At 49.6% G+C, this 23,433-nt stretch carries 19 protein-coding genes; 8 read left to right on the top strand and 11 right to left on the bottom strand.

Translation table 11 applies throughout. From position 1 onward, the window contains the following. The first annotated feature begins 14 nt into the window (after positions 1 to 14). The gene (locus LN341_RS17610) at positions 15 to 1,109 is read left to right on the top strand and encodes an HlyD family secretion protein (RefSeq protein ID WP_234206387.1); all 1,095 of its coding nucleotides are present in this window, start codon (positions 15 to 17) and stop codon (positions 1,107 to 1,109) included. Next, positions 1,102 to 2,685, top strand: coding sequence for a DHA2 family efflux MFS transporter permease subunit (locus LN341_RS17605; protein WP_234206385.1), 1,584 nt, complete (start codon positions 1,102 to 1,104; stop codon positions 2,683 to 2,685). The genes LN341_RS17610 and LN341_RS17605 overlap by 8 nt, the downstream gene beginning before the upstream one ends. A gap of 85 nt (positions 2,686 to 2,770) precedes the next feature. Here LN341_RS17605 and LN341_RS17600 read toward each other — a convergent pair whose 3' ends face one another. The 8 genes from LN341_RS17600 to LN341_RS17565 all read right to left on the bottom strand — a co-directional run bounded on the left by LN341_RS17600 (position 2,771) and on the right by LN341_RS17565 (position 13,364). Next, on the bottom strand, positions 2,771 to 4,345 hold the full coding sequence (locus tag LN341_RS17600; protein ID WP_234206382.1) for a hypothetical protein: 1,575 nt from the start codon (positions 4,343 to 4,345) through the stop codon (positions 2,771 to 2,773). Between the two features lie 191 nt (positions 4,346 to 4,536). After that, on the bottom strand, positions 4,537 to 5,319 hold the full coding sequence (locus LN341_RS17595) for a hypothetical protein (RefSeq protein WP_234206381.1): 783 nt from the start codon (positions 5,317 to 5,319) through the stop codon (positions 4,537 to 4,539). A gap of 129 nt (positions 5,320 to 5,448) precedes the next feature. Beyond that, complete coding sequence (locus LN341_RS17590) at positions 5,449 to 6,339, bottom strand: hypothetical protein (protein ID WP_234206379.1); 891 nt, start codon at positions 6,337 to 6,339, stop codon at positions 5,449 to 5,451. Between the two features lie 6 nt (positions 6,340 to 6,345). Next, on the bottom strand, positions 6,346 to 9,951 hold the full coding sequence (locus LN341_RS17585) for a toxin VasX (protein WP_234206377.1): 3,606 nt from the start codon (positions 9,949 to 9,951) through the stop codon (positions 6,346 to 6,348). A gap of 224 nt (positions 9,952 to 10,175) precedes the next feature. After that, positions 10,176 to 10,667: a methylated-DNA--[protein]-cysteine S-methyltransferase gene (locus LN341_RS17580; protein ID WP_234206375.1), complete on the bottom strand. Its 492-nt coding sequence runs from the start codon at positions 10,665 to 10,667 to the stop codon at positions 10,176 to 10,178. Further along, positions 10,664 to 12,070, bottom strand: a complete 1,407-nt coding sequence (locus tag LN341_RS17575; RefSeq protein WP_234206374.1) for a DNA-3-methyladenine glycosylase 2 family protein — start codon at positions 12,068 to 12,070, stop codon at positions 10,664 to 10,666. Before LN341_RS17575 ends, LN341_RS17580 begins: the two co-directional genes overlap by 4 nt. 129 nt (positions 12,071 to 12,199) lie before the next feature. Further along, entirely contained in the window at positions 12,200 to 12,514 is a 315-nt protein-coding gene (locus LN341_RS17570) for a YbjQ family protein (RefSeq protein WP_046221044.1), read from the bottom strand. A gap of 97 nt (positions 12,515 to 12,611) precedes the next feature. Next, complete coding sequence (locus LN341_RS17565; protein WP_234206372.1) at positions 12,612 to 13,364, bottom strand: dienelactone hydrolase family protein; 753 nt, start codon at positions 13,362 to 13,364, stop codon at positions 12,612 to 12,614. Between the two features lie 438 nt (positions 13,365 to 13,802). On the opposite strand from LN341_RS17565, the gene LN341_RS17560 reads away from it, so the two are divergent. After that, the gene (locus LN341_RS17560) at positions 13,803 to 14,135 is read left to right on the top strand and encodes a YegP family protein (protein ID WP_082095773.1); all 333 of its coding nucleotides are present in this window, start codon (positions 13,803 to 13,805) and stop codon (positions 14,133 to 14,135) included. A gap of 830 nt (positions 14,136 to 14,965) precedes the next feature. Beyond that, on the top strand, positions 14,966 to 15,931 hold the full coding sequence (locus tag LN341_RS17555) for a TDT family transporter (RefSeq protein ID WP_234206645.1): 966 nt from the start codon (positions 14,966 to 14,968) through the stop codon (positions 15,929 to 15,931). A 40-nt stretch (positions 15,932 to 15,971) separates the two neighbouring features. Here the strand turns inward: LN341_RS17555 and LN341_RS17550 are convergent, their stop codons facing one another. Further along, positions 15,972 to 17,156 carry an MFS transporter gene (locus tag LN341_RS17550; RefSeq protein ID WP_234206370.1) on the bottom strand — a complete coding sequence of 395 codons (1,185 nt, stop codon included), beginning with the start codon at positions 17,154 to 17,156 and terminating at the stop codon, positions 15,972 to 15,974. A 98-nt stretch (positions 17,157 to 17,254) separates the two neighbouring features. On the opposite strand from LN341_RS17550, the gene LN341_RS17545 reads away from it, so the two are divergent. Next, positions 17,255 to 18,139 carry a LysR family transcriptional regulator gene (locus LN341_RS17545; RefSeq protein WP_234206644.1) on the top strand — a complete coding sequence of 295 codons (885 nt, stop codon included), beginning with the start codon at positions 17,255 to 17,257 and terminating at the stop codon, positions 18,137 to 18,139. A 114-nt stretch (positions 18,140 to 18,253) separates the two neighbouring features. Continuing rightward, entirely contained in the window at positions 18,254 to 19,060 is an 807-nt protein-coding gene (gene dkgB / locus LN341_RS17540) for a 2,5-didehydrogluconate reductase DkgB (RefSeq protein ID WP_234206642.1), read from the top strand. Here dkgB and LN341_RS17535 read toward each other — a convergent pair. Both LN341_RS17535 and LN341_RS17530 read right to left on the bottom strand, forming a co-directional pair. Then, positions 19,029 to 20,483 (bottom strand): sensor histidine kinase KdpD, encoded by a 1,455-nt coding sequence (locus LN341_RS17535; RefSeq protein WP_234206366.1) that lies wholly within the window; start codon positions 20,481 to 20,483, stop codon positions 19,029 to 19,031. The two genes, dkgB and LN341_RS17535, sit on opposite strands and share 32 nt — an antisense overlap. After that, the gene (locus LN341_RS17530) at positions 20,461 to 21,138 is read right to left on the bottom strand and encodes a response regulator transcription factor (RefSeq protein ID WP_234206364.1); all 678 of its coding nucleotides are present in this window, start codon (positions 21,136 to 21,138) and stop codon (positions 20,461 to 20,463) included. The genes LN341_RS17535 and LN341_RS17530 overlap by 23 nt, the downstream gene beginning before the upstream one ends. 155 nt (positions 21,139 to 21,293) lie before the next feature. Between LN341_RS17530 and LN341_RS17525 the strand changes: the two genes are divergently transcribed. Together LN341_RS17525 and LN341_RS17520 are read left to right on the top strand one after the other, a co-directional pair. Next, positions 21,294 to 21,776 (top strand): heme-binding protein, encoded by a 483-nt coding sequence (locus tag LN341_RS17525; RefSeq protein WP_120512522.1) that lies wholly within the window; start codon positions 21,294 to 21,296, stop codon positions 21,774 to 21,776. A 221-nt stretch (positions 21,777 to 21,997) separates the two neighbouring features. Next, entirely contained in the window at positions 21,998 to 23,425 is a 1,428-nt protein-coding gene (locus tag LN341_RS17520) for a Na+/H+ antiporter NhaC family protein (protein ID WP_234206362.1), read from the top strand. Positions 23,426 to 23,433: the final 8 nt, after the last annotated feature.

The raw sequence follows: 23,433 nt of genomic DNA, 5'->3' as shown, positions 1-23,433 counted from the left end.
CAATACGAATTCTCATGACCGAGCAAGCCTCAAAGACATCTTCACGCCTTCCTCTGATTATTACGCTGACGCTGGGTCTGATCGCCGTCTCAGCAGGGAGTTACTGGTACGGCTACGGCCGCTATTTTGAAACCACAGACAATGCCTATTTGCAGGGTGAGATCACCAACATCAGCCCCAAAGTGGCTGGCTATATTCAGGCAAGTTATGTGAGCGATAACGACAGTGTCAAAGCAGGACAACTGCTGGCCACCATTGACGATCGCGATTATCAGGCCGCGCTGGAAAAAGCCAAGGCCAACCTGATGGTGACACAAGCTGCAGTCGCCCACCTGAATGCCCAGTTTTCACTGCAGAAAACCGTGATTCGTCAATCCGCCAGCCAGGTCAGCTCCGCGCAGGCAGCGCTGGAACGTGCAAAGCAGCAAGACAGTCGCGCCCGTTCCCTGCTGGCAAAAAACTATTCGTCTCAGGATGAAGTCGACGATGCCAGCTCACACCTCAAAGTCTCTGCTGCAGAGTTTGAAGCGGCAAAAGCCAGCCTGCAGGCAGCAAAAGATCAGCTTCTGGTCCTGAACAGCCAGAAAAGCCAGGCGGAAGCCTCGGTGCAAGAAGCCAGAGTGCAGGTGAAACAAGCTGAGCTGGATCTTAGTTACACCCGTATTTATGCCCCGGTTGACGGCATTGTCGGCAAACGCAGCCTGAGGATTGGACTGTATGTCCAGCCGGGCATGCCGTTGCTCAGTCTGGTGCCCAGCCGCGACGTCTGGATAGAAGCCAATTTCAAAGAAACCCAGCTCGCCAACATCCATCAAGGCCAGCATGTAGAAGTTGAACTGGACGCCTATCCGGGTCAGACCTTAGACGGGGTGGTAGACAGTTTTTCTCCTGCCACCGGTGCAAAGTTTGCTTTGCTGCCGCCTGAGAATGCCACGGGAAACTTCACCAAAATTGTTCAGCGGGTGCCGGTCAAAATTGTGATCCCCCATCCTGAGCAGCTCGCCGGTCAGCTACTGCCGGGGTTATCTGTGGTCGCGACCATAGATACCCGTTCAGAGTCAGCGCAGGAGGAAGAGACACTGGCAAAAGCTGAGGTCGCTCATGAGTGAACAGGCCCTGCCTCAGGCAAACCCTGCCCTTGATCAGCGTTCCGAAAATGACGTCCCACTCCGGCACTGGATTGCCCTGCTGGGCGGTATGCTGGGCGCGTTTATGGCAATTCTCGATATTCAGATCACCAACTCATCCCTGAAAGATATTCAGGGCGCGCTGTCCGCCACGCTGGATGAAAGCTCGTGGATTTCCACCTCCTATCTGGTGGCAGAAATGATCGCGATCCCGCTGAGCGGATGGCTATCAACAGCACTGGGAGCACGCCGCTATCTGATTGGCACCACAGTGATTTTCACCGTGTCGTCTCTACTGTGTTCTGTCGCCTGGAGTATGAGCTCCATGATTGCCTTTCGCGCCATGCAGGGTTTCAGTGGCGGCGCGCTGATTCCGATGGCGTTTTCACTGGTGGTCCAGCTGTTACCGGTTCATAAACGCGCCATCGGGATGGCAATGTTCGGCGTCACGGCCACGTTTGCGCCGTCGATCGGCCCGACGCTGGGCGGCTGGCTGACTGAGCATCTGTCGTGGCATTACATTTTTTACATCAACCTGCCGCCGGCGTTGCTGATGCTGGCCATGCTCCGTTATGGCCTGGATGATCAGCCCATGAATATCAGCATCCTGAAAAATGCCGACTGGGTTGGCATCGCCACCATGGCGGTGGGTCTGGGGTGTCTGGAAGTCATGCTGGAGGAAGGAAACCGGGAAGAATGGTTCAGTTCGCACTTTATCATCGGGTTAACCGTGATCGCTGTGCTGAGCTTAGTGGCGTTCGTCATCAATGAACTCAGACACCCAAAACCCCTGGTGAACCTGAGGCTGCTCAGTAACCCGCATTTTGCAATGTCCGGACTGGCTTATTTAATTCTGGGCATGGCGCTGCTGGGCTCCATTTTTGTGCTGCCCATGTATCTGACGCAAATTCATCATTACAACGCGCTGGAGATCGGAAAAGTCCTAATGTGGATGGGGTTTCCTCAATTATTGCTATTCCCTTTGATCCCCAAACTGACGCGCGTGGTGAAGCCTAAATTTCTGGTGGCATTTGGTTTCATCATGTTCGGCATCAGCTGTTATGTGAATACCCACATGAATCAGGATTTTGGTGGCCAGCAGATGATACTGTCGATGTTGCTGCGGGCCATTGGCAGCCCCTTTATCATTGTGCCGTTGTCGCTGGTCGCGATGCAGACCATACAAAAGCACCAGACGCCGGATGCCTCCACCATCACCAATGTGTTACGTAATCTGGGCGGCGCCTTCAGCATCGCACTGATAGCCACTATGCTGGACAACAAAGCGCGGGAACACCTGGCTCATATCAAGGCCAGCCTACCCAGCGTCAGTAACGATGCATGGCACCAATTGGCACAGCAAGCCGGACATTACCTGCAGCAGGGTACCGATCCGACAACCGCGATGCTGAAAGCCAAAGCCAGTCTGGCGCAAAGCATGCAAACCGACGCCTACATCATGGCATATAACGATATTTTCATGATGATGACTGGCTTTCTGGTCTTCGCCGCGATTCTGGTGCTCTCCTTACCGGATGCAGAGCCGGCTAAGGGCTGAACCGCCACAGCTGCGAAAATATGCTGATATTACTCGCGCCTTGTCAGTTCAGATACTGGCAAGGCGCTGTCGTGAAGCTTACTTTTTAAACCTGATCATGCAATGTCCTGTAAAGCTTCGGGTAACGTTTCTCGGCATTGCGGTAACAGTACATAACATAGCCTGTCATAAATAAACTAAAGGCTGTAAATAAAAAATACATTAAACAAGATAATAAGACTTCTCCGACCTGACTATCCGATTCTTGCCTGTCATACACATAGACAACAAGTTTTCTTACATCGGGATCGACGAAACTGACGTTTGCATAGAGCGTGCCTTCCTGCCCATTTAAGTAGTTTGTGACTAAAAGGCTGACTCTCTCTAACAAAGTATCATAAGTAAGTTCTTCACCCTGAAAACTTTTTAAATCATGCACTAACAACTGACTAAAATCACGTAATGTAAATAAATTTAATCCATGCGGTCTGTAACCGATATCAATATATAGCAATGCTTCAGACGCTGTTTCAATTTTAGCTGCATTCAGCCAGTGATAAATCTCTCCCTTCTTATGCTGGATATCAGAAATTGCGTTGATAGTCTGAGCCATGTCTTCATCGTTAAATGATACAATATTATTTTCATCTACAATTGACTTATGAATACTATCCACAATACTCTTCGATACATGCTCAATAACAGACTGGTTATAAACCTTATCTGAAATATATAACTGAGTCTTATCCACGCTTTGAGATATTTTCATTTCACTCAATTTAATGTTTTGTCCAGCGTCCAGCTTGGTCAATTGATTGAAATCAACGGACGTAATGTTGCTCATGCTAAACTCATATAGAATTGATTGTTTATGTAAACCAAAAGCATAGTTATAAACATAATCCACACTTAGAAAAATTAAAACAAAAGAGAATATTCCCCAGATTCTGATTGACTTCACCAGAGATTCTTTCTTTTCTTTTAAGCAAAAGTGCATATGACAATCATTAATTATTTCGGGATGAAGACCAAAATATGGAGAATGTTCGATCAAACCATGAACCGTACATATTTCACTATCTTTAAATTTATCCTCAAAGCCGCGAATCGGTATACCATTAATTGTCCCAACCTCAGTACGACTTTCCATAGACATCGAATCATCAAGCGAAAAAGCGCCAGTAACTTCATACAACTTCGAGTGTTCATAATTAATTTTTATCTGCCATATCAACATGGGCGAGAGCAAAAGAGTAATGTAAATAATACTTGCTGGATGAAGGCCATATTTCAATTGAAAAAGGAATACAAGACAAAACGCCATACAAAAATAAAGCAACAAACACTCATCCTGTGAACTTGGATTGTTCTTTTTCACTTTCAGAAGCGAGTACAGTTTATTTACTTCATGCAAAACATTAAAATCATTTATTCGCGTAACATAAATTGCATCTTTATAAACAATACCTTCAACATAAGTATCACTCAGTTCATTTAGCTCTTCATCGTCGATACTAATAATGACGTCGCCAGGGTAAAACGCTGATTCAATACGCATTCTGTCAATACATCGATCATACCATCGATTTCTGAAACCTAACCCTAACGGAAAATCATGCAGTTTCCCTGAAATAGAAAATACACGATTATCTTTGAACCTTTTTTTATAAACTTTCTTCATCACACTCATGCTCTCTACAGACAAACAATGAGAATGCTTGTTGTTTTCGTAGAGATCTTTAACTAATTTCTTTTTTCCTTTCGTCTTTTATAATTAGTCTCAATTGTCGATATTATGATGATGAGTTTTAAAATAATAAAAATAAATTTAATTACATGCATGAATACCTCACATCATTCCTCATAAATCCATTAATTACAGCGCTCAACATCATCGCGATATGGTGAGGTCTGTGTTTCTATATCCATGATTTCCTGAGGTGGTAAATATCTGGCAGCACCTTTAAACAAGTCCTTTTTATCACTTGGAATTTTTCCATAAGGGAAAAAATCATTAAACTTATTCATAATTCTTTGTTTATCAGCTTGCAAACAATATATATCAGTTGATGTGACATTATATTGCTCTAATTTAATAACGGACTCTTCAGATTCTTCGAAGATATATCCACGGTGATATATTAAAAAATAATCTCTTGGCTCGTCATAATCATTGTGTTCTCGTAAGAAAAAAATATCCTCATGCTTACTGACCCGCTGCGACAGCATATACTTGTCTAAGTTCGTTCCGCTCAATACCAACCAGGTCACGCCCAGCCCGGCAAATCCGACTAATGCAGACGGACCAATGATAAACACAGCAGCCAGTGACCCAACAGCGGCAACAGCCAGCAACTGTCTTAGGATCGCATTTCCTGTTTTTGATGAATGAACATGACTTTCAGTTATCAGACCATAACGGCTCAAGATGTAGTGATGGCGGAACCTTGGAAATAAAGTAATTTTTCCAATAGTTAAACTTAGGAAAGTTATCCAACCAAATATCTCCCACGTAAATACGTTTGTGATAGTCTTAATAAAATCAAACGATTCAGCTGTTAAAATAACAAAAAATATTATGAAATTGCTTATGATTGTCATCAGCATAATGTAATATTTACGCCGACTCGGATAAGGTTGCTGAAATGCTATCACTTCCCATTCAATTTTATCCGGATCCGAGGTTATTTTTTCATACAGTTATTTAACCTCGGTTTCTGTTGGTACCTGAGCTTTCGTTAATGGCCTGGTAACTGCGTCCATGCTCAATTCCTTATCCACCAATTAACTGCATTGCTCAGCATTATCAAGATGCGGTGAGGTTTGTGCGACTATGTCTTTAATCTCCTGAGGCGGCACATATTCATACAGCTCATCAAAAATATCTTTTTTATCACTCGGTATCTGACCATAAGGATAGAAACCATTAATCATAGAAATAATTTTATCTTTATCCCCTTGCTGACAGTATATCTGTGTAGAAAAAAACTTATATTCTTTAAACTCAATTTCATTATTTTCCGTTTCTGAGAATTTCATAAAACGGTGAAATAATAAAAACAAATCCCTTGGCTCATCAGAATCATCATGCTCTCTTAAGAAAAAGATGTCATCATAGGTACTGATGCGCTGTAAGAGCATGTACTTGTCTAAGTTTGCTCCGCTCAATACCAGCCAGGTTACCCCCAGCCCGGCAAAACCCGCTAACGCCGACGGGCCAATGATAAACACAGCAGCCAGTGAACCCACAGCGGCAACAGCCAGCAACTTTCTTAGGATCGCGTTGCCTGTTTTTGATGAATGAACGTGATCTTCAGTAATCAGACCATAACGGCTCAAGATGTAGTGATGACGAAATCTGGCGAATAAAGTGATCTTTCCAATAGTTAAGCTCGATAAAATTGCGACACCAAATAAAATCCAAGTTAAAGACTCTGAAATTGCAGCAATAAAATCAAATTCCATTGCAGCAAATGCAATCAAAAACATCATAAGCATTGAGACAAGTGTCATTAACATAATGTAATATTTACGCCGACTTGGATACGGTTGTTGGAAAGCTATCACTTCCCATTCAATTTTATCCGGATCCGAGGTTATTTTTTCATATAGATCTTTAACCTCGGTTTCTGTTGGTATCTGAGCTTTTGTCAATGGCCTGCTAACCTGTTCCATTTCTTGTTAACCTTCTATAAAAATACGATTGTCTGGCGTAAAAGCAGGCAATAACCCACTATATTTTTTTTCCAGCTCTTTACTTGTCAGTTTCTTGGAAGTCAGTTTCGCACCCCGAATATCGAAGCTAAAATGATAGAGTTGTGTATTCTGACTTTCATCGCTGTGTTTTGACTGACAATAGCCCAATACAAGCGACATCTCTCTCTGATTCTCATCCAGCGGCAGATAGCACTGGTAACTCATCCGGCCGGTTGATTCATCCTGTTTCCACAACCCGCTTTCTAAACTTTCAGTGACAGGAAATTGATTCTTGATTTTTTCTTCAAACATCACCCCTAAAGTGTTACCTCCGGCATATGGCGGGACAGAGAAATTGAGATAGACCCCTTTCAAAACCTGGCTGATTGAATTTCGGTTGGTATAGGTTTCAGTCTCCGGATATTCCTCATGAACATGTGGGATCACTTCAATTTCAGGCTGCATCTGAATATGTTTCAGCTCATTGAATGCCAGAATGGATGCGTGACTCTTGGCTTCTGGTGTCGTTAATGCAAGCCACTTGGGCGATTTTTCAACCCCCCAGGCACCATTGAACAACCATTGCTGGTAATCATTCTTTTCATGATAACTAATGAGTTCATTGATTATCATCAACACAAAGTTTGAAAGAAATAGTCCTGCCAACACCCAGGGGTTAAATGCCAATGGCACGACACCCCGTAAAAGCGTGACATTCAGAATTTGCCAACCTCCAATCAATGTTTGTACACCAGTTATGGCTGTCTTCGTAACATAAAGCTTATTCAATTCTCCTTTACTAGCCTGTGAAGACTTAAAAGCCATGAAAGCATCCGCAGCTGAAGCCACTATCGTAAAAGTTGCCGCATACCTTGTGATATGAACAAACCGCATACCCGCCTTCACCTGAGCCGCTGACATTAGGGTTGGGTCGGCCGATTTCGCTAAGCCTTTCAATCTTTTTAAACTCAGGTTCTTTGTTTTATCCGTTACCCCAAACGCACTCCAGGCCGGAGCCTGAAATACCGCGGCCAGACTTGCTCCGGTGGCTGATACGCGCTGTCCTGCGCCCAGAATTTCGTCAAAAGTGAGGACATTATTGGATTTCAGACTGTCCATATAATCCAGCAGGTCGTTTAGTGTAACAATTACCACCAGTAAATCCACACTGCTGGATGCCACCACAGAGCCGGCTTTCTTGGCGGCCTGGTTGATGTTTTCCGTGACCACTCTGATGCCTTCGTCTTTCAGATGTTTGGCTCTGATTTGAACGCTGTTTGGTTTTTTATCAAAATGAGCCTCTTTTTCCCTTGTCAGCTGTATTCGCTCTTTTAACAGTGCGTCAGTTTCATCGGCCATACTTTCAATTGGCTGGCCTGTCCGTCTGGCCATCAGATTATGGTGAGCTTGATTGAGCTTATTGGCTTTTGCCGCATAAATTCTGCCGGTTGCCCGAAGTTTCTTGTTGATTTGATTCAGCTCATCCTGCCAGTCATTCAGTTTGTTCCTGTATTTTGTGTCGACCTCAATGTCTGTGTCTGTGGCAAAGCTTTCAGCCATCATGGCGGTCTCAAGTGCCCGTTTGGTAAAGGCGGTTCCCCCCACCAGAGAAAGTGTGGCGGTAATACCGTGCGCAGCACCACTCACAGTTTGAGTCGCGCCCGCTTTGAGGGGCGCACTGATCACTTGAGTGAAACTGTCATGAATCTGGCTCAGCTGTGTGGCGAGTTTGCCAAGTACCTTATGGGATTGAGCGCCAGGATCGTGAACAAAAGTCAGGAAGGCGGCGTAACTGACGGTGAAATCTTTCCCTGGGGTGGCGCCGCTTTCTTCTAACGCTAACTCATCTTTGGAGATCAGTGAAAAGTCTCCGCCGCTTCTGAGATACAAATGGTATGTATCATACAGTTCGCTGCTGAATCCGGCGAAACGAAGCGGGATCATTGTGGTGGGTTGTTCAAACTCTCTGGCGAGCCATTCACGCTGTGGCGCTGTCATCGGGCACAAGACGAGTGGCGTTTCAATACTGGCATAAATGTCTGCCAGATAGAGCTGTACCGGGACCGAATAAATGTCGGCAAAGCCTTTTCTGATGAAATCTTTCCCGAACACTTGCAGCATTTTCAGTGCCATGTCTCTGTGCCTTTCCACGGCCGGGAAGCGTTTTTCTTCCTGCTCAAGATAGGCAATATTGTCTTCAAACAGCTTGTCAAGATCGACCATCCGGCGGTTTTTACTCAGCTTATTCCAGTCCTCGAAATACTTTCTGTAAGCTATGTTGCCGTGTTTTTTCTTAAATGCCTGTTCAGCTTGCGACAGCCGGGCAAACGAGCCAGCCCCTGCGGTGATCCCCGAAGAATTTGCTTTATCATTTTCGTAGATTCGTCTTAATTCGAAGAGGTCGTTGATTTCCTGATACACGGCAACCTGCTCACTGCGCGGCATGTCATCCAGCAGGTACGGATAGCGGATGTCCAGATCCTGAGGAATGTCTGTCGCAGTCAGTTGCAACACAGCGTCCATCAGCTGTTTAGGCGCAGCTTCATATTCAAACCAGTCTTGCCATTCACCGACCACATGTGAAAAACGAAAACCCATTTCTGCGATATCGCTTAAAGGGTCATTCATCGCCACAAGATAAGCAGCCTCATTGGCTGGCATTTGATTTTTGATTTCACCTGCTTCAGCAACGGGTTTGAGCTCATGTTCTAACTGAACCGTTATCTTTTCCTGGCGATCCGGGTCTTCAACTTCAACCGTGGTTTCGTCTGGCGTTTTGGTATGCACTAAACCTGAAAAACGTTCGATTTCACCGCCCTGCGGATCGATGTCGGCAACTTGCTCGAGTAAGTCCAGGCTGGCAACATGCTCATCAGGATGCCTGGCTAAGCTTGAAAGCCGCACATGACGCGCATAAAAGCGGGCGAGCGGGCTGGTCGCAAACTGATAAAACATTGGCCAGGACCAGCGCTGTTTGCTCCAGGCGATACGGAGAGAGGCGTCGCTCTGATAAGTAAGAAAAGGTTTGCTGCTGCCGGGCTGACCCCGCTCGGTTGGCCCATTCATCTCATCTAACGAGGGAAAATCATAATCCTCCTGCTCGTATTTCGTCAGGGTGATACCATTGAACTCGTACTCATCCAGTGTTTTGTCTGTCTCGTTATAGACATACAACCAGCCATCACGCAGTTGGCGCAAGGTGTATTGATAAGGTGCGATTGTCTGGCCAAAGAAAAAACCATTCCCGCGCCAGCCTGCCGGCAGACCATGTTTCGGCTTTTCGTTTTCATCATTCTCATCCAGGGCGTAGCGAACTGGAAACAGGTGACAGGGCGTCACCGGCTTCTTTTTGCGTTTCTTCGCCGGTGTTTTGGGTTCTAGAGGCTCCTGCTTGAGTTTTTCATCCTGCCACATCATGGAGCGTTCCGGCGGCTGAGTCCTTGGCTGACCGCCATTCGTTTCCATATCCACCGGGTGGTGATGAGGGACGGTTCCTTGCTCATACAAAGCTTTTGCTTCGTCGTAGGTGTACGGGTGGTCTTCCCAGTACATGGAATGCCGGGGTGGAAACGGGAAATTGGAATCTGCCATGCTGACGCTCATATTGATTGAATGCTGTTTAATCCAAGGATTCCAGCAATTTTCGCGCCAATAACCAGCGCTTTATAAATCAGTATGTTACAGGATTGGCAAGATAAGGCTTTCCAAGAAATTGGAAAATTTACTCGTTTTTTGAATCAGATATACAGTTTATCGAATAAAAAGCCGCGCAAAGACAACATAAGGGGCGAGCAGCGCCCCATTTACATTGTAAATTACGCTTTAATGCTTAACCCTTCATGCTCAAGCAGCCAGCGCTTTTTATCCAGCCCACCGGCATAACCGGTCAGGGTGCCGGAACGGCCGATAATCCGGTGACAAGGCACCACTATTGGTATCGGGTTCTTGCCATTTGCGGCGCCCACGGCCCGGACGGCTTTAGGGCGGGCGATTTGCCGCGCGACATCTGAATAGGAGCAGGTGACACCAAAAGGCACATCCGTGAGTGCCTGCCAGACCTCACGCTGAAAAGCGGTGCCCGGCATCGAGAGCGGCAAATCAAAGTGCTTACGCTGGCCGGAAAAATACTCACTCAGTTGCTGCACACCTAACTCGGTGACGGCGTTACTGACATCGTCAGGCGCGGGCCGGGCGTCGAACTCAATGGTCGTGATGGCCTGATGATCGGCCACCACGGCCAGCCAGCCAATGGGGGTATCAATCCGTTGCCGGAATCGCTGAATCGTGCGCATTGGGGTTGAGGTCATAACAAACTCCATAAATACAAAGTGAGATAACTGCGCCAGGGGGCTGCGGCCGTTTCATGAACCGGTTTTTCCAGCGTGGCCAGCGCTTTTTTTACACCTAAATCACCGGAAAGAAAGATATCCGGATCGCTGTGTCCCCGCATGCGCATATAATGGACCGTCCATGGGCCAATCCCGGGCAGCGCCAGCAGTTCTTGCTCAGGGGCGTCCATACCCAGCGGGTGTGCCTGCGCAAAACCGGCCAGATTCTTCAGGGTATCCCTGCGTTTCTGTGGCATGCCAAGCTGCTGTAAATCCATCTCAAGCACCTGAGCTGGCGTGGGAAAATACTTGAGATCTTCAGCGCTGTCCGGATTCAGCGTAACCAGTTTTTCGACCAGGTTCCGCGCCGCTTTCACCGATACCTGTTGCCCCAGTACCGCACGCATGCCAGCTTCAAACGGGCTCCAGATACCGGGCAGTCGGATGCCGGCATCCGGCTCTGAAGCTGTCACAGAAGCGGTTGCCTTGCAAATGGCGGTTGCGATACGTTCACTGTCCGCATCCAGGTCCAGACAGCGGCGGATGTTTCGGATCACAGGGATCAACCCGCTGAGGTTATCAATCCGGATATTCACATCAAAACAGCACTTGTCAGGACGATGGGTCGCCGTAAAGTGTCCCTGATAATGTGCCGCTGCATCACAGTTACGTGAATAAAAAGTACGGCCATAGCTGTTTTCTGTTTGCCACTCCAGCCCGGGAATCAGCCGGGCGGCATAAAAGCCCTGCACTTGTCGCCAGTCATAAGGCGGCCGGTAGGCCAGTTGCAGACGAATGCCCTGCCCGACCCCTTGATCGGCTTTGCCCTGCTTACGCAATTGGGAAGGTGACAGCGAAAACTGTTTCTGAAAACAGTCGTTGAACCGGCGTACGCTGTGAAAGCCGCTGGCAAACGCTACTTCCGTGACGGGCAACCGGGTTTCATGCAGGAGTTTTTTGGCCATCAGACATTGCTGATACAGGCTGTAAGCTTTAGGAGAAAGCCCTGTGGCCTGAGTGACCAGCTGGCGCAGATAACGGTCGGTCACGCCCAGGCGTGCAGCAAGATGCTCGGTGGACTGAGACATTAAAGCCCCCTCATCCAACAGTGACAAAGCACGCTGCACTGTGGCCCCGGTTCCCAGCCAGGCCGGGGAACCGGGAGCACTGTCCGGACGGCAGCGCAGGCAAGGACGATAGCCTGCCTGAGCCGCTTCAATGGCGGTACGGAAATATTCGACATTCACTTCTTTCGGGGCAGGCGCCGGACAGACCGAGCGGCAATATATACCAGTGGTTTTCACCGCGGTAAAAAACAGCCCGTCATAGCGGGGGTCTTTGGCCAGTCTGGCCTGCTGACACTGGGTTGGCGATAAACTCATACACTCAGCCTGTTTGTGCAGACGCGATCTCTTGCATCACGCTACGCTTCATCCATACGCTCAGTGTACGCCTCTGACTGAACAAAACTAGCCAGAATCGGAACTCAATAGGAAGGTAAAACGGTCACATCAGCTCAGCCTGACCGCGGTGCCATACACCAGAATTTCAGAAGCGCCCTGCATGATCGTGCTGGTTGTGAAACGCATATTCACAATCGCATCCGCACCCATATGCTCCGCTTCCGCGATCGCTCTGTGCATGGCTTCTTCACGGGCCTCGACCAGCATTTGTGTGTAGCCACGGATTTCTCCGCCAAAAATGGATTTAAAACCCGCCATGATATCGCGACCGACGTGCTTGGATTGCACCACGCTGCCGCTGACGGTACCCAGTACTTCTTTAATGGGACGGTGCGCCACATCTGGTGTTGTTACACATAACATAGAAAGCCCTCAATCGGTGAAGGGCAGAAAAATCTGCCCCAATTATTGTTATTTAGAGCAATTTATTTTCAGATGAAATGACTTGAACCACAAGGCGTTATTTTTGTTCACTCAGGTATTCCAGAAAACGTTGCCAGGATTTTTTATCGGCATCTTCACGGTAACGATCCGATCCGAAAACAGTGAAAGCATGAGGCGCCCCGCTGTAAACGATCATCTCATTTTCAATGCCGGCACTTTCAAGCGATTTGTTCAGACTGACAAACTCTTCCATCGTTACGGCTGTGTCGGCCGCACCATGGAACACCAGAACATTCCCTTTCGTCTTGCTGTAATCCTGACCCTGCGGTGTATCCAGGCCACCGTGGAAACTGACAAACCCTTTCATGTCTGTCCCGGAACGGGCCAGCTCTAACACGGCAGCGCCACCAAAACAGTATCCCATGGCCACCGCATCTGAAGTATTTCCGCCAATCTGTTTGGCCTGTGTAATCGCCCCTTGCATCAGACTGCGCATTTTATCTCGGTTCTGATATAACTCGCCGGTCAGCTTTCTTCGGTCTTCCATTTTTTCCGGACGTACACCGGCACCGAACAAGTCAGCCGCGAACACCGCATACCCTTTATCGGCCAGCATCTGCGCCCGTTTGACTTCATAGTCGGTCAGGCCGTCCCAATCGTGGATCATCAACACCAGCGGTGCATCTTTGGCTGGTGAGATGTAATATCCCTCGTACTCAGCGCCATCGACTGTATAACGCACAGCTTTCCCTTCATCAGCAATCGCAGCCGATGCCATCAGTGCACTTGTCAATATCGCTGTAGCTCCAAGCACTGCCGTTCTTTTCATGCGATTATCCTCATCTTGTTGAAAAACGACTGATTACAAGTGTAGGACAAGTATAAAAACCCGCGAATTAATAGACTTAGATCATCTGAAAGACCAACATTTCGCCTCAACACAATGCACCGGTTCAACTGATGAATTTATCGCCAACAACGACGCCCGTCATCCCCAAAGTTACCCACTGTTTTTGTGGATAAACTTTTTTCTTCTTTCCAAAACAGTCGTTTAAAAAATGCAAATGCCTTTTACGTCAAAATCATGAATCTTTTTTTACCGAAGAATGTACTGAAGATTGTGGCTTTGCCGATCTCTGCCTGAGTCCCAATACCAAGCGCTGACCAGAAACCATTCGTCATGGACTGGTTTTCGACAAATATCACTCTTTTTTGTGAAAACAAGACTAATCTTTATCTAAATTCACGACACAACAAGGGGTTGGACATGGGCAGTTATGAACTGAAAAAAGCCAAAAATGATCAGATCTATTTTGTGCTGAAGGCAGCGAATGGCGAGGTTATCCTCAAAAGTGAAATGTATACCACCAAGGCGGCGGCGAATAATGGGATCAAGTCTGTTCAGACCAATTCTCCCAATGCAGAGCAGTACGAACTAAAAGAAGCCGCAAACGGTCAGTTTCACTTCAATCTCAAGGCCAAGAACCACCAGGTGATTGGCAGCAGTGAGATGTATAAATCCAAGTCCGGTGCAGACAACGGTATTAAGTCGGTACAAAAAAATGGCCCAACCGATAAGATCAAAGATCTCACTGTCTGACCCCCGAAGATCTGAGACTTTACTCCGTCATCTCCATTGGCGCGTGCGAATGGAGATGACCCTTTCTGTCACGTTGGCACGGCACTTTCGTATTCTTTCTCTGTTCATCCGTACCGCTACCGCCTTCATCATGACATTGAATCACTACGGTCTCTGTTCAATCGCGCCCAGTAGAAGAGAAATTCATTGCGATTTGTTTGAAGACAACTGAAAACAGGCGTTTAAAGGAAAATTCCAGCTGTGACGTGCAAAAGAAAAGCCGCACGTTGCGTGCGGCTTGTGTACTCTTTTACTACCTCAGTCTACCTACTCAGCACACTGATGGCCTTTCTTAACGCGGGCTTCGCCACTCATTACGTTGAGTATGCCGTACTCGATAATCGTCATTCATTTCAATCGAGCATTGTGGTTATTGGCGAAGAAGTATCAATTATCTTGTGGTGTTGCATTCCAAATTGTAACACTAAGTTTTCACCGTCTTAGTGTCTTGTCGCTTTACCAGTTGCATCCTCTGAAGCCGGAAACAACCATGAAGCAGGAATGATGAGAGGGTTGAAGAACAGCTTAATCCTCCAGAAGCTAGAGCATGAAACTCTCTCACTTCACACGCTTCCCTATTACTATGGGATCAAATCCTGTATTTCGCAACTTTTGTAGCGTGAGTTTGGTTATTTTTCCTGGTCAGTGGCTGTCTTTCACAGACAGCGCAAACAACTGACAATGCCTTCAGACACCGACAGCAATCAGCATCATTTTTACACGAGATAGTGTAGAATCCTTCGCTTCACTTCAGGGTCAACACCCGACAGCAGGACAAAAAAAGAGGAGAGATTGTGGCACTCGGCAAAGCATTTATTCAGGTTCCCACCGCCCAGGCAGCCCTGGCATTAGCCATTACGGGCACCGGGCTTGCCTGGTCCCTGTTTTATCCTGCATTCGGAATGCATGTCCGCTCCGTGTGCGCGCTGATCGGCGCCTGCCTGCTCATTCCTGTCGTCATGAAATACCTGCTCAACCCCAAGCTGTTCTTATCCGATTTGCACCATCCGCTGTACGGTAGCCTGATGGCACCAATGTCGATGACCATGCTGGTGCTGGCCGATTATCTGGCAGGGGTTCACCCGGCCAGTGCCCGTGTTATCTGGTATCCGGCGCTGATGCTGCACCTCACCATGATGGTTTTGTTTTTCAGCTTTCAAATCAATAATTTCCGCATGATACATTTGTATCCGAGCTGGTTCCTTTATCCCGTTGGCGCGATCAGTGGCACGCTGGCTGGCTCCCAGCTGGGTTATGCTGAATTTTCGATTTTTATGACCAATGCCTGTGTGGCAATTTACTTCTTTATGCTGCCCGTGGTGCTGTACCGCCTTTGTTTTGCCGGTCGTCTGCCCCGGGTCGCTCGCCCCACGCTGACCATCATGGCCGCCCCGGTGAACCTGTCGCTGACGGCATACCTGACGAATCTGACCAGTCCCGACCCGATTCTGACCGGTGCGCTGGCAGGCATTGGCATCACGATGACGATCTTTGTCTACCTGTGTTATATCGACATCCTTAAATACAGATTCCAGCCTTCCATGGCAGCGATTACCTTTCCTTCGGTGATCAGTGCGGTTGCCATGCACCGGCTGACAGAGTGGCTGCCGGATGACCATGCGCTGTCAAAGTACCTGAACTTGACAGGGGTGATCGAAATCAGCGTGGCGACCCTGCTGGTGTGCTGGGTCGGCGCGAACTATGCGCTGCATTACTGGAATTCCTATTTCAGAGAGCCTTCCAGAGTCAGCCACTAAACAAGAGAAGGCCCACAAGGGCCTTTTCTGATCTGGTCTGTCAAACAGACGGTTGTGTAACAGCCACGCCATTGTTATCAAGCCTGCCGGAAACCCAGGTTAAGGCAAATGCCAGCATCACAATCACAGCGCCAATCCAGGGTGCGTCAGTCAGCGACATCTGCTCAACCACCACACCGCCGATCAACGCCCCCAGCGCAATCCCGACATTAAATGCGGCAATATTCAGCCCGGAAGCCACATCCACAGCCTGAGGGGTGTAACGCTTGGCCAGCTGAACCACATACACCTGCAGGCCCGGCACATTGCCAAAGGCAAAAGCGCCCCACACCAACACAGTCAGTACCGCCAGCACAGGGTTGTGCGCAGTGAAGGTAAAGACGAGCAGCACCAACGCCAGTGCGGCAAATATCCACAACAAAGCGTTCACCGGCCCTTTGCTGTCGGCCAGTTTTCCACCCCAGATGTTCCCTGCCGCCACAGACACACCGTAAATCAGCAAAATCACACTGATTGCCCCTTCCGCCAGACCAGTCACCTGCTGAAGTATGGGAGCCAGATATGTAAACGCCACGAAGGTGCCGCCGTAACCGACAGCTGTCATGGCATACACCAGTAACAGCCGCGGATTCACTAACACCGCCAGCTGCTGTTTCAGCCTGGCCGATGGGGACTGCTTCAGGTTCGCCGGTACCAGTAAGGCACTGCCGATCAGAGCAATCAGACCCAACAAAGCCACAATCAGGAAGGTAGCCCGCCAGCCGAATAACTGGCCTATCCAGGTTCCCAGCGGCACGCCCGTCACCAATGCCACGGTCAGCCCGGTGAACATGGTCGCAATGGCGCTGGCTTCTTTTTCCTTGCTGACCAGACTGGTCGCAATGGTTGATCCGATGGAGAAGAACACACCATGGGCCAGCCCGGTCAGGATGCGCGCCGCAATCAGGGATTCATAACCAGGCGCCAGCCAGGCCATCAGGTTTCCCGCGATGAACAGTGTCATCAGGGATAACAGGACGATTTTACGCGGCCAGCGGCCGGTCAGCGCCGTCAGTACCGGTGCGCCAATCGCGACACCCAGGGCATACAAACTCACCAGCAACCCCGCTGAGGGCAAGCTGACACTTAAATCCTGCGCGATGGTGGGAACCAGCCCAACGATCACGAACTCTGTGGTTCCGATGGCAAAAGCGCTCAGCGTGAGCGCCCATAAGGCTAAAGGCATAAAACTTATCTCCGTCTCAAAAGGTTGACGGCGAGTATGCCCGGGCTTATTTTTGTTAAAAATACCGCAAACGACAAATGACTTTATCGATTATGACAATAATATCGCGCACAGAAGAGCTGGAGATTTTCCTTGCTGTGGTGGACAGCGGCGGGTTTTCTGCGGCTGCCAGCCAATTGGATCTGCAGGTGGCTAAAGTTTCCAGAGCCATCGCCCGACTGGAAGCCGAACTGGGGGTCAGCCTGCTGACCCGCACCACCCGACGGGTAGAGCTGACCGAAGAAGGCCGCTTTTTTGCGCAGCATATCCGCAACGGACTCAGTCAGATTTCAGATGCGGAAGAAAAGCTGCGAGGGCTCAAAGGACAACCGGCGGGCCGCCTGAGAGTTGATTCAGCCAGCCCGTTTATTCTGCATCAGCTCGTGCCTCACATTGCCGAATTCCGCACGCAGTATCCCGACATTGAGATTGAGCTGATCTCCAGCGAAAGCATTATTGATTTAATCGAAAAACGCACCGATCTGGCGATCCGGATTGGCGAACTGAAAGACTCCAATCTTCATGCCAAATTTCTGGGCCGCAGTGCACTGCGGATCGTGGCCAGCCCTGACTACCTCGCGGCATTCGGCACACCACACACCGCCGCTGATCTGGCGCAGCACCAGTGTCTCGGCTTTGCCGGACAACCCAATCTGAATAAGTGGCCGCTCATCTCAGGGCCGGCTACACCGCTGATGTCACTGCAAGCCAGCAGCGGTGAAACAGTGCGCCAGTTGTGCCTTGAAGGCAACGGACTGGCGCTGCTATCGAATTTCATGGTGTGCCGGGATCTGGCCGCCGGCCGCTTGGTTTCAGTGATGGATGAGGCGATCGCCAGCCCGAATAACCGCGAGCCGGTGCAGGCGGTCTATTACAGGAACTCTGCATTATCACCCCGCATCAGGGCATTTCTGGATTTTATTGCAGAAAAACTTTGTCTCTAGCTCAAATTATTGCAAAAAATGAGACAGTCTTTTGTCAGATGTGGTCTTTTTCCGGTGGCTGAAAAGCCTAAGCTAAGCGGCACTGATTCACTGATCTCATACAGGAAACACATGATGAAGACTCCCCTGCCACATCTGGGCTTCGGCACCTTCCGGCTGGAAGGCCAAACCGCCTTCGACGCAGTCACGATGGCGCTGAACGCCGGTTACCGGCACCTAGATACGGCACAGATTTACGGCAATGAGCAAGCGGTTGGCGATGCAATCAAAGCCTCCGGGATTGCCAGAGCAGAGCTGTTCCTGACCACCAAAGTCTGGACCGACAATTTAAACCATGATGCCTTCATTCCCAGTGTCGAAGCCAGTCTGGCGAAACTCGGCACTGACTATGTTGACCTGCTGCTGGTACACTGGCCGCTGAACAACCATGACGTGGCGATGGCCGATTACCTGTCGTCGCTGAAAAAGGCGCAGGACATGGGTCTGGCCCGTCACATAGGCGTTTCGAATTTTACCGTCGCTCAAGCCGAACAAGCCGTCAGTATTCTCGGCAAAGGGGCGCTGCTGACCAATCAGTTTGAAGTTCATCCGTATCTTCAAAACCACAAAGTGGTCGCGAAATGCAAAGAACTGGGGTTGATCGTGACCGGTTATATGCCTTTCGCATACGGCGCGGTGCTGAAAGATCCTGTCATTCAGGCGATTGCTGAAAAACATAGTGCCACCGCGGCACAAGTGGTGCTGGCATGGATGCGTCAGCAGGGTTATGTCACCATCCCTTCGTCCACCCGGCAAGCTAATATTGAAAGTAATCTGAAAGCGGATTCACTCACGCTGGACGCCACCGACTTTGCCGATATCGCAGCGCTGGATCGTGACCATCGGGTCGCTAATCCGGATTTCTCTCCTGAGTGGGACTGATATCCCCCTCTGTCGTTTTGGGCAGCCGGACAGTAAACCGGCTGCCTTTGCCTGCTTCCGAGTCCAGATCGACCGATCCCTGTAATGTCTTGACCATCGCCGCCACGAACGGCAGGCCCAGACCGTAGCCAGGCTGGTGACGACTGGCTTCAACCCGGTACAGACGCCTGAATATCAGCGCGTGATGGGCCTTGGCAATCCCGACACCCTGGTCACAGACACTGAACCATACCCTGCCCTGCGCTTCGCCACACATCAGGGTAATTTCACCGCCGGGCTGACTGTATTTCAGACTGTTATCCAGCAAGTTCACCGCAATTTGTGTCAGACGTTTGGCATCAGAGTGCAGCATCACTGGCTGCAGGCCTGATGTATTTAAAGACAAGCCCGCCTCTTCGGCGACTTCCTCATACCAGGTAGCCACTTCGGTCAGTAATGCTGCCAAATCGACCGATGCCAGTTGACAAGGATGACGGCCAACCTGCTCATCATGGATCCGCATCAGGGTGGTCAGCATCTGGCTGGCTTTCTGGGCAGATTCGGCACAGTCAGACAAGGCAGCAGCCAGATTCTGTTGTGACTGCTCACTCTCATTGCCTGCGCTGTTTTCACTGAGTGCCGCTTCTGTAGTCAGGATAATACGGGACAGCGGTGTTCTGACATCATGGGCAATCGCATCCACGGTATTATCCATGCCGCGGACAGCCTCCTTCAGGCGGTTCAGCACCTGCTGCACACTCCGGCTGAGTTGTCCGAACTGCCCTTTGGCTTCGGGGGGCGGCAAATCCGTGTCCAGCATGGCATCCAAAGAGCCGCTGCTGATCTGATCCACGCTTTTAGCCAGATTGTGCAAAGGCAGCAGTGTCCGGCTTAGTAATTGCCAGACCACCAGTGACATCACAGCGACCATGACAGCCAGTGCCACAATCAGCCAGCTGCCTTGCCTGAGTAACTGACTGCGCCGCGGGCCGCCGTCCATCACCAGCCAGTAGCGGGCCGGTTTGCCGCTGAGCTCCAGCGTCAGATAGGGCGCATCACTGAACAAGTGATACCACAAGCGTTCCGGTAACCGATAAGCTGACGGTGCATCTGGCAAAACGGCAGGCGCTGCACCGCTAATCCATTCAAGCTGACCTGTACTTGTCTCTTTTGACACACTGACGGCGTTTTCAATCAGCCGGTTCGGGTTGCTGACCACCACATGCTCGAACTTAGCGTCCGACTCAAACGTCAGTATGCGCTGATACTCCTGCCCGTACGATTCGAGTAACTTTCGTTCCTGATCATCCAGCTGATACGTCAGAACCAGCGACATCACAATCACAATCAGCAAAAAGCAGGCAAACAGAGTCAACAAAAAACGGCGAAACAATGCGCGCTGTGCACAACGTGTGGCCTGTTCAGCCCTGATGTCTGAGCACATAACCCACTCCGCGAATCGTATGCAACAGCGGTGTCGCGTAGCCTTTGTCGATTTTTCCGCGCAGACGGCAGACCAGCACATCCACCACATTGGTTTGCGGGTCGAACTGAAATCCCCACACCTGCTCCAGAATCACGGTTTTTGATAACACCCGCCCCGGCTGGGTCATCAGCAATTTCAGCAGCGCGAACTCTCGCGGTTTTAACGCAATCGGCTCGCCGTCCCGCCGGGCCTCGCGCGATAATAAATCCAGCGTCAGCCCCTGATAACGAAGGACCTCTGTTCCGGACGCCGCGGGCTGACGTCTGAGCAAAGTCTGACAACGGGCCGCCAGCTCAGCAAACGCGAACGGTTTCACCAGATAGTCATCGGCACCGGACTGCAGGCCCAGTACCCGTTCATCCACCGAATGACGGGCACTCAGGATCAGGACCGGGGTACGGTGCCCTTCGCCACGCAGTTGCCGCAAAACCGTCATGCCATCCATCACAGGCAGCATCAAATCGAGAACGATCAGATCATAGGATTCCTGACAGGCGAGCTGATACCCCAGTTTGCCGTCGGCACAGACTGTGACCTGAAAATTCAGCTCTTCCAGCCCTTGTCGGACAAACTCACGTATCGAGGTGTCATCTTCTATCACTAAGATATGCATGCTTATCCCTGATCGAACCCGTGCTAACCAAAACGCTGATAGTACCATGGCAGCACATGGCCTGAAGATTACAAACTGGTAATCTTCAGGCAAGTCTGTGGCAATCCAGAACCAGTAAAGTCATGTCATTCCCCCATCCCATCAAAGGATATGACATGAAAAACCTGACCCCGCTTTACCTGGCCTGCGCTGTATTCGGCGCTTCTGCTTCGGCTGCAACAACAGTTGCAGAGGCCCAGCTTTCGTCCGGCACGGCTTTTGAACTTGCACAAGCCGCTGTTGCACAGTGCGCCAAAGACAATTATGCCGTCACTGCCACTGTGGTTGACCGTTCGGGCCGGGTACTGGCACAACTGCGCCAGAACAGTGCCGGCCCGCACACCCTGGACAGCTCGCGTAAGAAAGCCTTCACGGCGGTCAGCATGAAGCAGCCGACAGCGAACCTGATGACACTGGTGAACGACAAGCCGCTGATGGCACCGCTGAAAGACATGGATGACAATTTACTGTTTCTGGCCGGCGGCCTGCCCATTAGCGTGAATAATCAGGTCGTCGCGGCCATTGGCGTCGGTGGCGCGCCTGGTGGCCATCTGGATGTGGCCTGCGCCGAAGCGGCGATAGGTGCTGTTATCAAATAACGTTAACGCCATATTCTCGTTACTAAAATAATATCAACGGCATAGCTTCAGTTTTCTGACTATGTCGTTGTACATTGGGCCGTCTCCCATCACGTTTTGTGTGTTTGGCCTTTCGCTCAGGTACTGTGCGACTTCACAATAACACTGTCCCTTTAGGGACATGTGCAGCCCCGGCCATTTCAATAACAATTCCATAACAACCTCCAGGAAGGATATCGGTTATGGAATACGCCATTACAAAAGAACGCTTGAGAGCATTGCCAGTGTCCTGGCTATTAGCGATCAGTGGCCTCGTTATCGTCGCTGTGATGAGCCATGTCTTTTTTGCGGATCAGGGCGACTTTGGCCCCGCCTCATTACTGCCAAGTGCGACTGTCATACTGTTAGCGCTGGCGACCAGACGCACACTTGAGCCTTTGATTGCCGGCGCCCTTATTGGCTTTCTGATTATTTCTCCCGCATCTGCATTGCAGGATTTTACCGGTGCGGCCTTAGAAGTGATGCAAGGCCCGGTAATGGGCTGGATACTGCTCCTGACCGGTCTGTTTGGCGGACTGATTGCCTTGCTGCATTTATCAGGCGGTACACTGGCTTTCAGTGAAAAACTGCAGCTTTACATTCAGACACGCCGACAGGCGCTGCTCGCGAGCTGGGTGCTGGGTTTACTGATTTTTATCGACGATTACCTGAACGCGCTGACGGTCAGTGCCGCTATGAAAAAAGTCACTGACAAACTGAAAATCTCGCGAGAAATGCTGGCTTATGTGGTGGATTCCACTTCGGCACCTGTTTGCCTGCTAGTGCCGTTTTCAACCTGGGTTATTTTCATTGCCGGGCTGATAGAAACTAACGGTGTGACGGAAGCCGGAAGCGGTATTGCTTACTACTTCACCCTTATCCCTTATGTGGTGTATCCCTGGATTGCCGTGCTGATCATCCCCCTCGTTGCGATAGGCATCATTCCTCCTCTGGGCGCCATGAAACAAGCAGAAGCCCACCCAGAGATCCCAAAAGAAACATTCACTGCTGAGCTCCACCAGACGCCCAGAGTGATCAACTTTATTCTGCCTATTCTGATCCTGATTGGCGCAACCTGGTACTTCAACATTGATGCCCTGATTGGTGTCGGCTGTGCCCTCGCAACATGTTTTGTGCTTTATACACTGCAGGGAATCGCGACTTTCAGCCGGTTGTTTGATGAAATGATGCATGGTTTACAAACCATGCTGGTACCCATTGGTATTGTTTTTACGGCTTTTATTCTGCAAATCGTCAATGATAAATTAGGACTGACTCACTTTCTTATCAACACGGTTACACCTTACATAACCGCAGACTGGCTGCCCGTAACCTCTTTTATTGTCTTGTCTTTACTTACCTTTTCTACCGGCTCATTCTGGGGAATTTATGCAGTGTCGTTCCCTATCCTTGTGCCTCTGGCTCAGGCTCTGGATGCCAATATGCCATTGACCCTGGGCGCACTGATTTCAGCCGGTGCCTTTGGCAGTCACGCCTGCTTCTTTGGTGATTCCACCGTCATCGCCGCAAAAGGCTGTGGCATTTCCCCTATACAGCATGCCCTCACTCAGCTTCCCTATACTCTGATAGCAGCAGGGATCAGTTCTATTATCTTCATTGTACTTGCATAAGGATTAGC

Source organism: Photobacterium sp. TLY01 (genome assembly GCF_021432065.1).
GTDB lineage: Bacteria > Pseudomonadota > Gammaproteobacteria > Enterobacterales > Vibrionaceae > Photobacterium > Photobacterium halotolerans_A.
This window is presented reverse-complemented; position numbering and strand designations above follow the sequence as displayed.

Coding starts and splice junctions, on each gene's coding strand:
- LN341_RS17610 (WP_234206387.1), top strand. CDS start 15: ATGACCGAGCAAGCCTCAAAGACATCTTCACGCCTTCCTCTGATTATT.
- LN341_RS17605 (WP_234206385.1), top strand. CDS start 1,102: ATGAGTGAACAGGCCCTGCCTCAGGCAAACCCTGCCCTTGATCAGCGT.
- LN341_RS17600 (WP_234206382.1), bottom strand. CDS start 4,345: ATGAAGAAAGTTTATAAAAAAAGGTTCAAAGATAATCGTGTATTTTCT.
- LN341_RS17590 (WP_234206379.1), bottom strand. CDS start 6,339: ATGGAACAGGTTAGCAGGCCATTGACAAAAGCTCAGATACCAACAGAA.
- LN341_RS17585 (WP_234206377.1), bottom strand. CDS start 9,951: ATGGCAGATTCCAATTTCCCGTTTCCACCCCGGCATTCCATGTACTGG.
- LN341_RS17580 (WP_234206375.1), bottom strand. CDS start 10,667: ATGACCTCAACCCCAATGCGCACGATTCAGCGATTCCGGCAACGGATT.
- LN341_RS17575 (WP_234206374.1), bottom strand. CDS start 12,070: ATGAGTTTATCGCCAACCCAGTGTCAGCAGGCCAGACTGGCCAAAGAC.
- LN341_RS17570 (WP_046221044.1), bottom strand. CDS start 12,514: ATGTTATGTGTAACAACACCAGATGTGGCGCACCGTCCCATTAAAGAA.
- LN341_RS17565 (WP_234206372.1), bottom strand. CDS start 13,364: ATGAAAAGAACGGCAGTGCTTGGAGCTACAGCGATATTGACAAGTGCA.
- LN341_RS17560 (WP_082095773.1), top strand. CDS start 13,803: ATGGGCAGTTATGAACTGAAAAAAGCCAAAAATGATCAGATCTATTTT.
- LN341_RS17550 (WP_234206370.1), bottom strand. CDS start 17,156: ATGCCTTTAGCCTTATGGGCGCTCACGCTGAGCGCTTTTGCCATCGGA.
- dkgB (WP_234206642.1), top strand. CDS start 18,254: ATGAAGACTCCCCTGCCACATCTGGGCTTCGGCACCTTCCGGCTGGAA.
- LN341_RS17535 (WP_234206366.1), bottom strand. CDS start 20,483: ATGTGCTCAGACATCAGGGCTGAACAGGCCACACGTTGTGCACAGCGC.
- LN341_RS17530 (WP_234206364.1), bottom strand. CDS start 21,138: ATGCATATCTTAGTGATAGAAGATGACACCTCGATACGTGAGTTTGTC.
- LN341_RS17525 (WP_120512522.1), top strand. CDS start 21,294: ATGAAAAACCTGACCCCGCTTTACCTGGCCTGCGCTGTATTCGGCGCT.
- LN341_RS17520 (WP_234206362.1), top strand. CDS start 21,998: ATGGAATACGCCATTACAAAAGAACGCTTGAGAGCATTGCCAGTGTCC.